Annotated in this window: 13 protein-coding genes and 2 tRNA genes; 11 read left to right on the top strand and 4 right to left on the bottom strand. The window is 63.8% G+C overall.

Annotated elements, in window-relative coordinates:
- Positions 1 to 16: 16 nt before the first annotated feature.
- The 3 genes from BLT98_RS23965 to BLT98_RS23955 all read left to right on the top strand — a co-directional run bounded on the left by BLT98_RS23965 (position 17) and on the right by BLT98_RS23955 (position 1619).
- A complete protein-coding gene (locus BLT98_RS23965; RefSeq protein WP_092612190.1) occupies positions 17 to 1105 on the top strand; it encodes an NADH:flavin oxidoreductase/NADH oxidase in 1089 nt (362 codons plus the stop codon).
- Between the two features lie 292 nt (positions 1106 to 1397).
- Positions 1398 to 1473: transfer RNA gene (locus BLT98_RS23960), tRNA-Lys, on the top strand.
- A 70-nt stretch (positions 1474 to 1543) separates the two neighbouring features.
- Positions 1544 to 1619: transfer RNA gene (locus tag BLT98_RS23955), tRNA-Lys, on the top strand.
- A 54-nt stretch (positions 1620 to 1673) separates the two neighbouring features.
- On the opposite strand, the gene BLT98_RS23950 is transcribed toward BLT98_RS23955, so the two are convergent.
- Positions 1674 to 2390, bottom strand: a complete 717-nt coding sequence (locus BLT98_RS23950) for an AraC family transcriptional regulator (RefSeq protein WP_244517673.1) — start codon at positions 2388 to 2390, stop codon at positions 1674 to 1676.
- Between the two features lie 129 nt (positions 2391 to 2519).
- Between BLT98_RS23950 and BLT98_RS23945 the strand changes: the two genes are divergently transcribed.
- Both BLT98_RS23945 and BLT98_RS23940 read left to right on the top strand, forming a co-directional pair.
- Positions 2520 to 2777, top strand: a complete 258-nt coding sequence (locus BLT98_RS23945) for a hypothetical protein (RefSeq protein ID WP_070278009.1) — start codon at positions 2520 to 2522, stop codon at positions 2775 to 2777.
- Positions 2778 to 2844: 67 nt separating this feature from the next.
- Positions 2845 to 3450 (top strand): IMPACT family protein, encoded by a 606-nt coding sequence (locus BLT98_RS23940; protein WP_092612187.1) that lies wholly within the window; start codon positions 2845 to 2847, stop codon positions 3448 to 3450.
- A gap of 3 nt (positions 3451 to 3453) precedes the next feature.
- Here BLT98_RS23940 and BLT98_RS23935 read toward each other — a convergent pair whose 3' ends face one another.
- Positions 3454 to 3843 (bottom strand): hypothetical protein, encoded by a 390-nt coding sequence (locus BLT98_RS23935; RefSeq protein WP_070278007.1) that lies wholly within the window; start codon positions 3841 to 3843, stop codon positions 3454 to 3456.
- A 13-nt stretch (positions 3844 to 3856) separates the two neighbouring features.
- Complete coding sequence (locus tag BLT98_RS23930; protein ID WP_034785122.1) at positions 3857 to 4234, bottom strand: nuclear transport factor 2 family protein; 378 nt, start codon at positions 4232 to 4234, stop codon at positions 3857 to 3859.
- 262 nt (positions 4235 to 4496) lie between these two features.
- On the opposite strand from BLT98_RS23930, the gene BLT98_RS23925 reads away from it, so the two are divergent.
- The 6 genes from BLT98_RS23925 to BLT98_RS23900 all read left to right on the top strand — a co-directional run bounded on the left by BLT98_RS23925 (position 4497) and on the right by BLT98_RS23900 (position 11795).
- Positions 4497 to 5897: an L-cystine transporter gene (locus tag BLT98_RS23925; RefSeq protein WP_092612184.1), complete on the top strand. Its 1401-nt coding sequence runs from the start codon at positions 4497 to 4499 to the stop codon at positions 5895 to 5897.
- Positions 5898 to 5977: 80 nt separating this feature from the next.
- A complete protein-coding gene (locus BLT98_RS23920; RefSeq protein WP_034785117.1) occupies positions 5978 to 6742 on the top strand; it encodes a histidine phosphatase family protein in 765 nt (254 codons plus the stop codon).
- Positions 6743 to 6759: 17 nt separating this feature from the next.
- Positions 6760 to 7638: an NAD(P)H-hydrate dehydratase gene (locus tag BLT98_RS23915; protein ID WP_092612181.1), complete on the top strand. Its 879-nt coding sequence runs from the start codon at positions 6760 to 6762 to the stop codon at positions 7636 to 7638.
- A gap of 126 nt (positions 7639 to 7764) precedes the next feature.
- On the top strand, positions 7765 to 10278 hold the full coding sequence (locus tag BLT98_RS23910) for a TonB-dependent receptor plug domain-containing protein (RefSeq protein WP_244517670.1): 2514 nt from the start codon (positions 7765 to 7767) through the stop codon (positions 10276 to 10278).
- A 17-nt stretch (positions 10279 to 10295) separates the two neighbouring features.
- Complete coding sequence (locus tag BLT98_RS23905) at positions 10296 to 11219, top strand: SAM hydrolase/SAM-dependent halogenase family protein (RefSeq protein WP_092612179.1); 924 nt, start codon at positions 10296 to 10298, stop codon at positions 11217 to 11219.
- A 237-nt stretch (positions 11220 to 11456) separates the two neighbouring features.
- Positions 11457 to 11795 (top strand): hypothetical protein, encoded by a 339-nt coding sequence (locus BLT98_RS23900; RefSeq protein ID WP_092612176.1) that lies wholly within the window; start codon positions 11457 to 11459, stop codon positions 11793 to 11795.
- Between the two features lie 93 nt (positions 11796 to 11888).
- Here BLT98_RS23900 and BLT98_RS23895 read toward each other — a convergent pair whose 3' ends face one another.
- On the bottom strand, positions 11889 to 15110 hold the full coding sequence (locus BLT98_RS23895) for an efflux RND transporter permease subunit (protein ID WP_092612173.1): 3222 nt from the start codon (positions 15108 to 15110) through the stop codon (positions 11889 to 11891).
- Positions 15111 to 15113: the final 3 nt, after the last annotated feature.

Below are 15113 nucleotides of genomic sequence, written 5' to 3'. Positions count from 1 at the left end.
AAACACAAAGGCCACCATGTCCGCCCTCTTCCAGCCCTACACCCTCAAAGACATCACCCTGCGCAACCGCATCGCCGTGCCGCCCATGTGCCAGTACATGGCCGTCGATGGCCAGGCCAACGACTGGCATCTGTCGCACTACGCGGGCATGGCCCGTGGCGGCGCCGGCCTGGTGATCGTCGAAGCGACGGCCGTGGCGCCCGAAGGCCGCATCACGCCAGGCTGCACGGGCATCTGGAACGATGACCTGGCGCAAGCCTTCGCGCCTGTCGTGAAGGCCATCAAGGCGGCCGGCTCCGTGCCCGGCATCCAGATCGCCCACGCGGGCCGCAAGGCCAGCGCCAACCGCCCATGGGAAGGCGACGACCATATCGCTGAGGACGACGCGCGCGGCTGGCAAACCATCGCCCCGTCCGCCATCGCCTTTGGTGGCGGCCTGCCGAAAGTGCCGCGCGCCATGGACCTCGACGATATCGCCCGCGTGAAACAGAACTTCGTCGACGCGGCCGTGCGCGCCCGCGAAGTGGGCTTCGAATGGCTGGAACTGCACTTCGCCCACGGCTACCTGGCGCAGAGCTTCTTTTCCGCCCACTCGAACCAGCGCGACGATATCTATGGCGGCAGCGTGGAAAACCGCAGCCGCTTCCTGCTGGAAACCTTGAAAGCCGTGCGCGAAGTGTGGCCCGAGCACCTGCCGCTGACGATCCGCTTCGGCGTGCTGGAATTCGATGGCCGCGACGAGCAAACCCTGCTCGAATCGATAGCCCTCGTGCGCCAGTTCAAGGATGCCGGCATGGATATGCTCAGCGTCAGCATGGGCTTTACCATTCCCGACGTGGCGATTCCGTGGGGCCCGGCCTTCATGGGTCCGATTGCCGAGCGCGTGCGCCGCGAAGCGGGCGTGCCCGTCTCGTCCGCCTGGGGCTTCGGCACGCCGGCCATCGCCGAGCGCGTCGTCAAGGATGAACAGCTGGACGTGGTGATGGTCGGCAAGGCGCACCTGGCCAACCCGCACTGGGCATATTTTGCCGCCAAGGAGCTCGGCGTCGAGCGCGCCTCGTGGACCCTGCCGGCGCCCTACGCGCACTGGCTGGAACGCTACTGATCGTCCTTCGTCTGCGCTGCCGGATGCCCATCCAGGGGCAATTCCGGCAGGAATAACAGCCCCAATAGCAGCAGTGGCATGCAGCAGACGTCTGGACGCCGTGCACAATTCGTCGGACGGCGCCGGCGCTCGCTCGGGGATGGGAAGGTCTTCGTTGCAGGCATGGGATCCGATATAGGCAGGCTATCTACCAATATGAGACCGAGCATGAGGGCTACGCGAGGCTTTTTTCCGCCCATATCCACACCGGCCCTTCCCAAAACCGCCGTTGGCCGTCATAATAGCCGCCCTTGGGTCGTTAGCTCAGCTGGTAGAGCAGCGGACTTTTAATCCGTTGGTCGCAGGTTCGAATCCCGCACGGCCTACCAAGATTCAGTCGTCATCATGCAAGCATGCTGATACGGCACAGTATTACCGCAGTTCAGTTGTAAAGTTTTTGGGTCGTTAGCTCAGCTGGTAGAGCAGCGGACTTTTAATCCGTTGGTCGCAGGTTCGAATCCCGCACGGCCTACCAAATACTTCAGAGAAGCCAACCGTTCGCGGTTGGCTTTTTTGTTTTGCGCTCCAGTTATGTCATCCATTCCCCATACCTTCCCGGCGTCACGCCCATCACCCGCTTGAACATGGCGATAAAGGCGCTGACGGTGTCGTAGCCCAGGTCCAGCGCAATCGTCGTGACGGGCTGGCCGGTGGCCAGCAGCTCCAGGGCGCGCAGGATGCGGGCGCGCTGGCGCCAGGCGGACGGAGTAAAGCCGGTCTCGATCATGAAGCGGCGCGCCAGCGTGCGCGGCGATACGCCGGCCCAGGCGGCCAGTGCTTCCACGCCCCGCTCGTCGGCCAGGTCATCGAGCACGGCGCGCGCCACGCGCAGCAGGCGCGGGTCCGTCGGCAGAGGCAAACCGAACGGCTCGTGCGGCGCGGCGGCGATCTCGTCGAGGATCACGCCCGCCACCCGGGCCTGCCGCGCATCCAACGCGCCGTCTTCCCAGGCGCTGGCGCGGCCCACCGCTTCGCGCAGCAGGCCCGAGACGCGCATCACGCACGGCGCGGCGGGCAGACCGCCGCAACTGGCCTCGTCCACATACACGCTCCAGCCCGCAAACGGGCCATGCGAACGCAGCCCATGCACGTGATGGGGCGGCATCCACACGCAATGGCTGGCCGGCACCACCCATTGCCCGCTGTCGGCGGCAACGGAAAGCAAGCCCTGCATGGCGCCAAACAGCTGGCCGCTGGCATGGCGGTGCGCCGCCGTCACCCGCTCCTGCGGCTGGACAATGCGCATGGCGCGCAGCGGCGACGGCGGCGACGCTGGAAAAATTGGCGGATTTGACGTATCGAATGACATAAACAACGCAGGCAAGACAATCCCGTCATCATACAGTGGAGTCTTTCCATCGTTCAGGAGTGCATCATGCGTGCAGAAGACGTATTACCCGATCAACAAAACCAGGGCCAGTTCAACGGAGTCACCGTGCGCAAGGGAACGGTGGGGGCTTTCCTGGCGAATGCCCGGCTATGGCTGGACGAGACCAGCAGCGACGCCGACCGGAGCATGGCCGAGCGCGACATTATTGAAGCGCTGCCAGCTCTGCACGCGCTGGGACTGTTCGACATCGTGCAAGTGCGCGATGCGGCGCTGCGCGAACTGGTATCGCCATCGGGCGCCTAGGCGGCACCGGCTCGTCGCCGGCGCGCATTTCCTCTATCATGCTGCTTTGCCCGCCTTCGCACCCGCCATGCCGTTTACCATTGCCGCCCCCGTCCACAGCGAACTGATCATCAAGAAAAGCCGTTTCATCGGTTGCGTGCAGCCGATGACGGACCGCGCCAGCGCGCAGCAGGTGGTCAACGATTTGAAGGCGCAGCATCCGGGCGCCTGCCATGTGTGCTGGGCGCTGCTGGCGGGCGGGCAGTCGGCGGCCGTCGACGATGGCGAGCCGAGCGGCACGGCCGGGCGGCCCATGCTCGACGTGCTGCGCCACCAGGACCTGGAAGGCGTGCTGGCGACGGTGGTGCGCTACTTTGGCGGCATCAAGCTGGGCGCGGGCGGTCTCGTGCGGGCCTACACGGATAGCGTGGCGCAAGCGTTGTTGCAAGCGGAAAAGACGGCCATCGTGCGCCAGCGTACCCTGCGCTGCACGGTGCCGTATGCGATGGAAGGCATGCTGCGCCGCGAACTCGATAGCGCCGGCGCCACCCTGCTGAACGTGGAACATGGTGAGCACGTGCTGTTCGACTTCAGCCTGGCGGAAGCGGCGGCCACCGCCCTGCTGGCCCATCTGGATGAGGCAGGCAATGGACGGATAGCCTGGCTGAAAGCAGAAGCCGAAGAGGAAGAATAAAACTTACAAGTTGCCAGGCCGCTTGATCTGCAACAAGATGAAATGCGTCCACGCCAGCGCCGGCAGCACCATCAACAGCAGCATCAGTCCGGCCGGCATGTCCGGCACGAAACGCACGAAGCAACCGAGAAAACCGGCGATGGCCAGCCAGAAACGCCAGTTGAACGCATACGCCTTGCGCGCCACGGTTGCCAGGGCGATGCGCCAGAATTCCAGCAAGGCCCACAGGCCGCCCGTCAGCAGCAACGCGGCCAGCGCATTGGCGCCGGGGGCGTCGGCCCAGGTGCGCACCAGGTTGTACAACAGCACGGGATAGCCGGCCGTGATGGCCAGGGTGGCCGGGCCGGCGGCGATGACAGCTTCCAACAGCTGCCCTTTGGAACGATGATCCACTAACTCTTGCTCCTCAAGCCACGACGCCGGAATGGGCGGCGATCACTTGCAGCGCGCCGGCCGCATCCTGCGCCCAGACGCGCGTAAAACGGAAGTCGCCATGCGTTTCCACGTCGTGATAGCTGCCTGTCAAGTGCATGCGCACGGAGACGACGGCCACGTTGCCAGTGACACGCACATGGCGCTCGGACGCGCGCAAGTCCGTGATGGTCAGCAGCCGCTGCTCGTGCGCGGCCAGGTCCGCATGTTTGCTCAGCAGATGACCCAGGTGATTGGTAAACAACAAGTCATCGGCCAGCAACACATTCAGTACAGCCACGTCGGAGGCCATCATGGCCAGGCGCAAGCGTTCTTCCGCATCGAGTACCTGCACTTCCGTTAAAGCATTCATCTTTTTCCTTGAAAAAATTGGCACGACATTAATAAATAAGCAAAACATGCTTGCATGAAATCTTCTTTTTCACAATCCGCGGGAAGACTTATGCCTGTGGAGCATATTTATATAGCGTAATATTCGCAGCGGTATTGCGCAAAACGCCACCATAGTACTGTACAGTGCTTGCCCTTCCGCCCCGGGCTGGGGCAGCTGTCAGTTGCAGTACTGTTTTATGTGCTCCGTGCAGTCTCGAATAAAACCAAGATAAGGCCCCTTCATGGCAATTAACATCATCCTGAACCTGCTCGTTGCGTTGCTCGTCTTCGCTTTCATGTTCCACCAGCAACGCAAACACGCGACATTTACCGTGCGCGTCTTTACAGGCCTGGGCCTGGGCGTGCTGCTCGGTGCGGCCGTGCAGTGGCTGTACGGCGCCGGCTCGCCCATCATCGCCGGCACCAATGAATACATCGACATCGTCGGCAGCGGCTACGTCAAACTGCTGCAGATGATCATCATGCCGCTGATCATGGTCTCCATCATTTCCGCCATTCTAAAGCTCAAGGATGCAAGTTCCCTGGGCAAGATCAGTGCGCTGACCATCGGCACCCTGCTCATCACCACGACCATCGCCGCCGCGCTGGGCATCCTGATGGCCAAGCTGTTCGGCCTGACGGCCGTTGGCCTGACGTCGAGCGCCGCGGAAGTGGCGCGCGGCGTGCAGCTGCAAGGCTCGCTGGAAACGGCGAAGGCCCTGTCGCTGCCGAAACTGCTGGTCAGCTTCGTGCCGACCAACCCCTTCCTCGACATGACGGGCGCGCGCAAGACGTCGACCATCGCCGTGGTCGTATTTTCCATCTTCATCGGCATCTCGGCCACGGGCATCGCCGTGAAGAAGCCGGAAATCTTCGCGTCCTTCGAAAACTTCATGAAAGTGGCGCACGCCATCGTCATGCGCATGGTCACCCTGGTGCTGCGCCTGACGCCGTACGGCGTATTCGCGCTGATGTTTGAAGTGGTGGCGTCGTCGAGCTACACGGACATCTTGAAACTGATCAACTTCGTCGTCGCCTCGTACAGCGCGCTGATATTGATGTTCCTCGTGCACCTGGCCATCATCGCCGGTGTGGGCCTCAATCCGCTGCGCTTCGTGAAAAAAGTCTTCCCCGTGCTGGCCTTCGCGTTTACCTCGCGCACCAGCGCCGGTTCGATCCCGATGAGCGTGCAGACGCAGACGCAGCGCCTGGGCACGCCGGAAGGCATCGCCAACTTCGCCGCCTCGTTCGGTTCGACCATCGGCCAGAACGGCTGCGCCGGCATCTATCCCGCCATGCTGGCCGTCATGATTGCTCCCACCGTCGGCGTCGACCCGTTCACGATCAGCTTCCTGCTGCCCTTGCTGGCCATCATCACCATCGGTTCCGTCGGCGTGGCCGGCGTGGGCGGCGGCGCCACGTTTGCCGCCCTGATCGTGCTGTCGGCGATGGACTTGCCCGTCGCGCTGGCCGGCTTGCTGATCTCCGTCGAACCGCTGATCGACATGGGCCGCACGGCCCTGAACGTGAGCGGCTCGATCACGGCCGGCACCGTCACCAGCCGGGTCATGGGACAAACCGACCTGGCCGTCTACAACAGCGACGACGCACCCGACTTGGACGAAGCGGAACACGCCGCCTAAGCAGCAGTCCAGCGGCGCGCCGCGCCTTGCCGCTTTCGTCTATATTTATTAACAATAAATACAGAGGAAGGCGCAAGGCGATGGAACAGAAATGGCCGCAGCAAATCTGGATCGTGCGTCACGGCCAAAGTGCCGGCAACGTGGCGCGCGATGCCGCAGAAGCGGAAAAGCAGTTATTGATCGCCATCGCCGAGCGCGATGTCGACGTCCCCCTCTCCGAGCTGGGCGCGCGCCAGGCGCAAGCCCTGGGCGACTGGTTCGCCACCCTCCCCCCTGAACAACAACCGACCGTGGTGCTCTACTCGCCGTATGTGCGGGCGCAGCAGACGGCACAAGCCGTGCTGGCGCGCATCGATGCGGACAGCCTCGCCTCCGTGGTGGCCGACGAGCGTCTGCGCGAAAAGGAATTCGGCATCCTCGACCGCCTGACCGTGCACGGCATCGCCAGCAAGTACCCGGAACTGCACGAACAGCGCCAGCACGTCGGCAAATTTTACTTCCGGCCGCCGGGCGGCGAAAGCTGGTGCGACGTCATCCTGCGCCTGCGTAGCGTGCTCGACACCATCACCCGCGAATACCGGGGAGAACGGGTGCTGATCGTCGGCCACCAGGTCATCGTCAACTGCTTCCGCTACCTGCTCGAGCGCTGCGACGAGCACGCCATCCTGGCCATCGACAAGGCCGCCGACGTGCCCAACTGCGGCGTCACCTCCTACGCCTTCAACCCCGCCCTGGGCAAGCACGGCAAGCTGCAGCTGGACCTGTGCAACTTCGTCGCGCCGCTGGAAGCGGCCGGCACACCCGTTACTGCCCAGCCCGACATGCCGGCCGCGCCCAAGTCCTAGTTTTTTCGGAGTCACGCATGGACACCACCGACATCACCCCATCCCTGCTGCGCTCCTGGCCCCTGCCCATGCCGCAGCCCGACGGCGACAAGGAAGTGCGCGGCCACCTGCTGATCGTTGCCGGCTCGGCGGAAATGCCGGGCGCCATCCTGCTGGCGGCCACGGCAGCGCTGCGCGCGGGCGCCGGCAAGCTGACCCTGGCGACGGGCGCATCGGTGGCGGCACAGGTAGCCATCGCCATGCCCGAGGCGCGGGTCATTGGCCTGGACGAAACGGCGCTGGGCGGCTTCCGGCATGAGGCGCAACACCAGTTGGCGCCGCTGGCCAGCAAGGTGGATGCCGTCCTCGTCGGGCCAGGCATGTGCGACACGGCCGCCAGCTGCGAGCTGATGCGCCACCTGCTGCCCCTGTTTGCCGGCAGCCGCCTCATTCTCGACGCCTGCGCCATGCAGGTCGTTCGCAAGCCCGCGCACTTCCGTTTTGAGCAAGCCGTGCTGCTGACGCCGCACGCGGGCGAGCTGGCCCAGTTACTGGGCCTGTCGAAAGACGCCGTGCTGGCCGACGCGCATGCCTGCGCCGTGGACGCGGCGCGGCGCTGGAACGCCATCGTCGCCCTGAAAGGCGCACTGACCGTCATCGCCATACCCGACGGCACCAGCTGGACGCATGCAGGCGGCAATATCGGCCTGGCCATTTCCGGTTCCGGCGACACCCTGGCCGGCATCATCACGGGCCTGGCCGCGCGCGGGGCGCCGTTGGAGCAGGCGTGCGCCTGGGGCATCGCCCTGCATGCGCTGGCAGGCGAACAGCTGGCCCTGCGCTTCGGCAGCCTCGGCTACCTGGCGCGCGAAATCCCGGCCGAGATTCCCGCCCTGCTGCGCCATCTGGCCGCATGAACGGCGCGGCGTGGAAACAACAGCATAAGCATATCCAGAAAGAATCGTTAGCGCCGGCGGGCGCCTCCCTTAAGCTCATTGCAACTGTTTCCATACGAACACCAATCGAGCCCAAAGGACACCGCCTTGCATCCGCGCCATTCATCCACCCCTGCCTCCCGTCCCGCCACGCCCCTGCGCGCCATCGTGCTGGCCTGCACCATGCTGGGCACCGCGCCCGCCTGGGCCCAGGACGCGCAAGCCACCGCCAGCACAGGCACCACCGCTGAAAAGGCCAGCCCCAGCATCGACCAGGTCACCGTCGTCGGCTCGCGCGCGCGCAACCGCACGGTGTTCGACAGCAGTGTGCCCATCGACCGTTTCGGCGCGCGCGAAGTGAGCAATGCGCTGGCGACGGGCGACGTGGGCGCGGCCCTGCAAAACCTGTCGCCGTCGATCAACTTCCCCCGCATCGAGTCGAGCGGCGCGTCCGATTCCGTGCGCGGCATCCAGTTGCGCGGGCTGGCGCCCGACCAGGTGCTGGTGCTGATCAACGGCAAGCGCCGCCACACGAGCGCCGTGCTCGACACGGAAAGCAGCTTTGCCGGCACCGTGCCGGTCGACATCAATGCCATTCCGCCGAACGCCATCGACCATATCGAAATCCTGCGCGATGGCGCCGGCGCCCAGTACGGCAGCGATGCCGTGGCGGGCGTCATCAACATCGTGCTGAAGAAGGCCCGCACGGGCGGCGCCGCTTCCGTCAGCTATGGCGCCAACCAGACGCATTTCGACCCGACCGACCAGACCCTGACGGATGGCCAGACCGTCATCGTCAACGCCGACTATGGCGTACCGCTGGGCGAGGCGGGCTTCTTCCGCTTCGGCGCAGAAACGCGGCGCCGCTCGCCCACGGAACGGGCCGGCCCCAGCGACGCGGGCTGGACTTCCTACAACTTCACGCCAGCCGACCAGGCGCTCGACGGCAAGGTGGTGTTCAAGTCGGGCGACTCGCGCCAGCGCAACCACTATTTGTTCTACAACACCCAGCTCACCCTGGACAGCGGCCTGGACCTGTACTCGTTTGCCACCCTCAACGAACGCACATCGGACGGCAGCGCCTACTTCCGCTATCCGGGCGACCCGTCGAACGTGCTGGCCCTGTATCCGAACGGCTACCGCCCCGTCACCAATGGCGACAAGCGCGACCTCAGCATCGTGGCCGGCGTGCGCGGCAGCGCTGGCGAATGGAACTGGGACGCCAGCGCGCGCCACGGTAGCGACCGCTTTGACTATGGCGTGAGCCACTCCGTCAACGCTTCGCTGGGTGCGGCCAGCCCCACGCGTTTTGATCTGGCCGGCTTCGACTTCCGCCAGAATGCCTTGAACCTCGATGCCACGCGCAGCATCGACATCGGCTTGCCCGCGCCATTGAGCCTGGCCGTGGGCGCCGAATGGATGCGCGAAACCTACACCAGCTCGGCCGGCGATCCTGCCTCGTATGCGGCCGGCAGCTTCACGGACGCTCCGCCGGGCGCCCAGGCGGGACCGGGCTTGCGCCCCTCGGACGCCTACGACGGCAGCCGCCAGATCCGCTCCGTGTATGCGGACGTGGAAAGCGACCTCACGCCACGCCTGCTGGTGGGCGCCGCCGCCCGCTATTCCCACTACAGCGACTTCGGCAGCGCCAGCACGGGCAAGCTGTCCACGCGCTATAAAGTGACGGATAACTTCCTCGTGCGCGGCTCGCTGTCGAACAGCTTCCGCGCGCCGGCCCTCGTGCAGACGGGTTTCCGCTTCGCCACACTGAACTTCAACGCCGATGGCACGGCACTGCAAACGGCGGCCCTGCTGCCGGCCAGCGATCCGCTGGCGCGCAGCTTCGGCGCGCAACAGCTGAAACCGGAAAAATCGACCAACGTATCGCTGGGCCTGGCCTGGAAACCGGCCACCGCCACCAGCGTGACGGTGGACGCCTACGTGATCCGCATCCGTGACCGCATCACCCGCTCGAGCGACCTGCAAAGCGACGCCGTCACGGCCTACCTGGCCGCCAATGGCCGCAACGATATCCAGTCCGTGGCCTATCTGGCCAACCTGCTCGACACGCGCACAAAGGGCCTGGACGTGGTGCTGAACCATGACCTGGCGTTCACCTCAGGCAAGCTGAACCTGAATGCGGCGCTGAACCTGAACAAGACCAGCCTCGACAAGGTGCACCAGAGTTCCGCCGCGCTGGCCAATATCGATCCGAGTCTGACCCTGCTGACGGAGACGAGTTTGTTCCGCATCAAACATGCGTCACCCGCGAGCAAATTAATCCTCGGCGCCGACTGGCAGGCAGCCGGCTGGAGCGTGCAGACGCGCGCCACGCGCTTTGGCGAGCTGAAAGATTTTTCCTACGACAGCGATGCACCCTTGATCGACGGCATCCCCGCACAGCGCTTCGGCGCCGTCTGGTCGCTGGACCTGGAAGGCCAATTGAAACTGAGCAAGCAACTGACATTGAGCGTGGGCGGCAACAACATCCTCGACCGCTATCCGCAGCGCGTGCGGGAAACGAATAACGCCACGTATGGCGGCGCCCTGCCCTACAATTTCATCAACCCCATCGGCGTCAATGGCGCGTACTTCTACGCCAAGCTGAACTACACCTTCTAATGCCACGGAAAGAACCCATGATCATCAAGAAAATCTCCCACCTCGTCGCCGGCGCCTGCCTGAGCGCCCTCCTGCTGTCGTCCGCCCAGGCGGCCGCGCCGCTGGTGCTGATGACGGACTTCGGCACGGCCGACGGTGCCGTATCGGCCATGCATGGCGTGGCCTATGGCGTCGATCCCCAGCTCACCATTTCGGACCTGACGCACCAGATTCCCGACTACGACATCTGGCTGGGCGCCTATCGTTTGTACCAGACGGCCAATTACTGGCCGCAAGGCACGGTGTTCGTGTCTGTCATCGACCCGGGCGTGGGCACGGCGCGCAAGTCGGTGGTGCTGAAAACCAAGGGTGGACGCTATTTCGTGGGGCCGGACAATGGCCTGTTCACCCTGATCGCCGAGCGCGACGGCGTGGCGGAACTGCGTGAAATCGATGAAAAGGTCAATCGCCTGGCGGGTTCCGCCGAATCGTACACCTTCCATGGCCGCGACGTGTACGCGTATGTGGGCGCGCGCCTGGCCTCGGGCGCCATCACGTATGAACAGGTGGGTCCGCAATTGCCGAGCGAATCCGTGGTGAAGATCGCGTATCAAAAACCTGTACGCGACGGCAATACCATCCGCGGCATCGTGCCCATACTGGACGTCAAATATGGCAATGTGTGGACGAATATCCCGAAATCCCTGCTCGACGAGTTGCAGGTAAAGCTGCACGATCCGCTGCAAGTGCGCATCTTGCACAAGGGCAAGCAAGTGGCCAAGGTCACGGCGCCATTCGAACACACGTTTGGCGGCGTCGCCAAGGGCAAGCCCCTCGTCTACCTGAACAGCCTGCTCGACGTGGCTGTCGCCATCAGCCAGGGTGACTTTGCTGCCAAGCACCACGTCGAGTCGGGCGTGGATTGGGAAGTGGAAGTAAGCAAGGCCCCTGCCGCCAAATAAACGCTCCTTACGCGGCCGGGGCATCCCGTCCTGGCCCACCTCGTATCCCTTGCGGATTTGCGCTGCGTCAAATGCAGCGCGCTCCCCGCCCCCGCCAGCACCGCGCCTGTGCAAGTCCGGTGAACCTGTAGCGGCCCACCTACTCTAAACCTTGCAAGCGATGCCAGCCTTGTTCCAGATACGCAATCTGGCGAGGCATGCGTTTCCACGACAGTCTTACACTGAAAAGGAACAATCATGACGGCTCCACTCCTGACCACCAGCAAGCTCGTCCTCGGCAGCGCCATCGTCTGCGCGCTGCTGGGCGGTTGCAACAAACGCAATGACGCCAGCACCACCGCCACGCCCGCCGCCACCGAGCCGGCAACGCCGCCCGCCACCAGCGGCACGTCCGGCACCACGGGCACGACCAACCCGGACGCCACCACGCCAGGCATGACACCGGGCACCACCACCAACCCCGATGGCACGACCACGCCGCCATCCACCACACCGCCCCCCAACGGCACGACACCGGGAACAGGCACGGGCACAGGCACGGGCACAGGGACCACGCCGCCGCCACGCAACAGTTAGCACTCTGGCCAGACGAGCAGGCAAAAAAAAGAGCCTTCCGCGGAAGGCTCTTGAAATACCACGGCGCAGCGCAAGCTGCGCCTTGGCCCGGTATTACTTTTGCAGGCTGACCGACGTCGCCTTCGGCGTGCGGCGTCCCATCAGGAACAGCACGGCCTTTTTCAGCATGCGGTAGATGAAGCGCACCAGCAGCAAGGTCAGCACGCATTCGAGCAAGGTCAATATCATGGCCACGGCTACGGGCATGCGCGCGGCGCGGCGGTGGAACTTGGCCACGGCGCCATCGCGGGCGATCTCGATGCTGTCATAGAAGGTCGGCACGACCAGCAGGGTCAAAATCGTCGAGGTGATGGTGCCGCCGATGATGGCGATCGCCAATGGACGGTAGAACTCGCCACCCTCGCCCAGGCCCAGCGCCACGGGGAACATGCCCGCGATCAGCGCGAACGTCGTCATCAGGATGGGACGAAGACGCATGCGGCCCGCATACATCAGCGCATCTTCGCGGCCATGGCCCTCTTCCTCGCGCTTGCGCGCCGCGTCCAGCAGCAGGATGGCGTTCTTGGCGACCAGGCCCATCAGCATGATGATGCCGATAAAGCTCATCAGGTTGAGGGTGTTGTTCGTGATCACCAGCGCCACCACCACGCCGATCAAACTCAGCGGCAAGGACATCATCACGGCCACTGGCGCCGTAAATGAACCAAACTGCATCACCAGGATCAAATACATCAGGCCGATACCCATCACCAGCGCGATCAGCATTTCCGTGAACAGCTCTTGCTGGTCCTGGCCGGCGCCACCCAGCGCCAGGCCGTAGCCGGGCGGGAAGTCGATGGAGTTGGCCAGTTTCATGGCGTCGCTCGTCACTTCGCCGTTCGAGCGGCCTTGCGCATTGGCCGACACGGTGATCGTGCGCTTGCCATTCTTGTGCTCGATGCCGGACGGGCCCTTGCCCATGGTGATGGTGGCGATCTGGTCGAGCGGCACCATTTGCGACGTGCCCGTCACGCTGATCGGCAGGCGCTCGATGTTTTCCGATGCCACGCGGTCATCGGGATGCAGGCGCACGGCCACGTCGCGCGTCTCGCCCGTCGGATCGACCCAGTCGCCCACTTCCACGCCGGCGAAGGCCACGCGCAACGATTGCGCCGCGTCATTGACGGAAATGCCCATCGAGTTGGCCAGGCCGCGATTGAGCTCGATCTGCAGCTCGTTCTTCGGGTCCTGCTCGGACAGGCCCACGTCGACGGCGCCAGGAATGGCGCGCAGCTTGTCCATATAGGCGTTCGTGATCTCCATCAGTTTGCGCGAATCCGGGCCCGTGAATTCCACCTGGATCGGCTTTTGCGAACCATTGCTCAAGTCATCCTGCACCACGTATTCGGCGCCCACCAGGCGCGACATCTTCTCGCGCAGCTCGACGGCGATTTCCTTGGCCGAACGCTTGCGGGTGTTGCGCTTGCCGATGTCGACATATACCCGTCCGCCACCGGCATTGATGGAGCTGTTGGTATCCTTGGTTTCAGGCAAGGTACGCGCCAGCACGGCCGCCGCTTCCAGCTTCAAGCGCGAATACTCGATGCTGCTCGACGATGGCGTGCGCACATTGATCATCAGATTGCCCGAATCGGATGCCGGCAAGAAACTCGTGCCGCCATGCGTGGAGTGCAGGACGATGGCGCCCACCAGGCTGCCGAAGGCGATGACAGCCATCCAGCGGCGGTGATGCAGTGCCCAGGCGATCACGCGGCCATAGCGGTCGGCCTGATGATCGAACCAGTGGTTGAATTTTTCCAGCACGCGGCCAATGCCCTTTTTCGGCGCCGAGTGTTCCTCGACCGGATCGCCCCAGTAGGCCGACAGCATCGGGTCGAGCGTAAACGAGATACCCAGGCTGACGAGCACCGAGCACGTCACCGTCAAGGCAAACGGACGGAACCATTCGCCAGAGATACCGGGCATGAAGGCCACGGGAATGAAGACGGCGATGATGGAGAAGGTCGTGGCAGCCACGGCCATGCCGATCTCAGCCGTGCCTTCCAGCGCGGCCGTGCGGCGGTCCTTGCCCATCTGCATGTGGCGCACGATGTTTTCGCGCACGACGATGGCGTCATCGATCAGCACGCCAATGGCCAGCGACAGGCCCAGCAAGGTCATGAAGTTCAGGGTAAAGCCGCACAGCCACACGGCAATGAAGGCGGCAATCACGGACGTCGGCAGGCTCAGCGCCGTGATCAGGGTCGAACGCCACGAATTCAGGAAGGCGTAGACGACGAAAATCGTCAGCACGGCGCCCAGCACCAGCGATTCGATCACGTTGTTCAAGCTATGCTGGGCGTTTTCGCCGCCGTCCCGCGTCACTTGCAGGATCGTGCCTTTCGGCAAGGTCTTGTTGATTTCCGCCACCATGTCGCGGATCTTGTTGGCCACGCTGACGGTGGACGCGTCGCGCACGCGGGTGATCGAAATGCCCACGTTCGGCTTGCCGCTGCGCATGCTCAGGCTATTGACTTCGGCAAAGCCATCTTCGATGGTGGCCACTTGCGCCAGGCGCACGATTTCCTCGCCGCGGCGCTTGATCACCACTTTCTCGAAGTCGCTTGGCGATTCGATGCGGCCCACCAGACGGATGCTTTTCTCGTCCAGGATGCCGCGCACCTTGCCCACGGGCGCATTCGTATTCTGGTTGCGCAAGGCGGTGACGACGTCGCTGACGGACACATTGTATTCACGCAATTTTTCCGCCCGCAACAGCACGGACAGCTCGCGCTTGAGCGAACCGCCCACGTTGACCAGCGCCACGCCATCGACGGTGCGGAAGCGGTCCGACAGCACGTCTTCGGCCAGGCGCGAAATTTCCGCATGGCTTTGCGTATTCGACGACAGCGCCAGTTGCATGATCGGTTCGGCAGCCGGGTCAATGCGCTGCAAGATAGGCTCGCGCATTTCCGTCGGCAACTTGTAGCGCACGGCGGCAATCGCATTGCGGATATTGTCGGACGCTTCGATCAGGTTGGTATTGAAGGAAAACTTCAGGAAGATGCTGGCCGAACCTTCATTTGAATCGCTGTTGACTTCGGTCACGCCGGAAATACTTTGCAAGGACTTTTCCAGGCGGTTCACCACTTCGCGCTCGACCGTGTCGGGCGATGCGCCAGGGTAAGGGATGCTGACGACGATGAAGGGCACTTCGACGTCCGGGTTCTGGTTGACGCGCAATTTCTTGAGCGCCAGCAAGCCAACGCACATCATGGCCAGGATCAGGACGATGGTGGCGGTGGGCCGCTTGATACTGAAATCGGAAAGGAACATGGC

The organism is Janthinobacterium sp. YR213, from assembly GCF_900099875.1.
Taxonomy (GTDB): domain Bacteria; phylum Pseudomonadota; class Gammaproteobacteria; order Burkholderiales; family Burkholderiaceae_D; genus Janthinobacterium; species Janthinobacterium lividum.
Note: the sequence above shows the minus strand (reverse complement) of the source record. Positions and strands in the feature narration are given on the sequence as shown.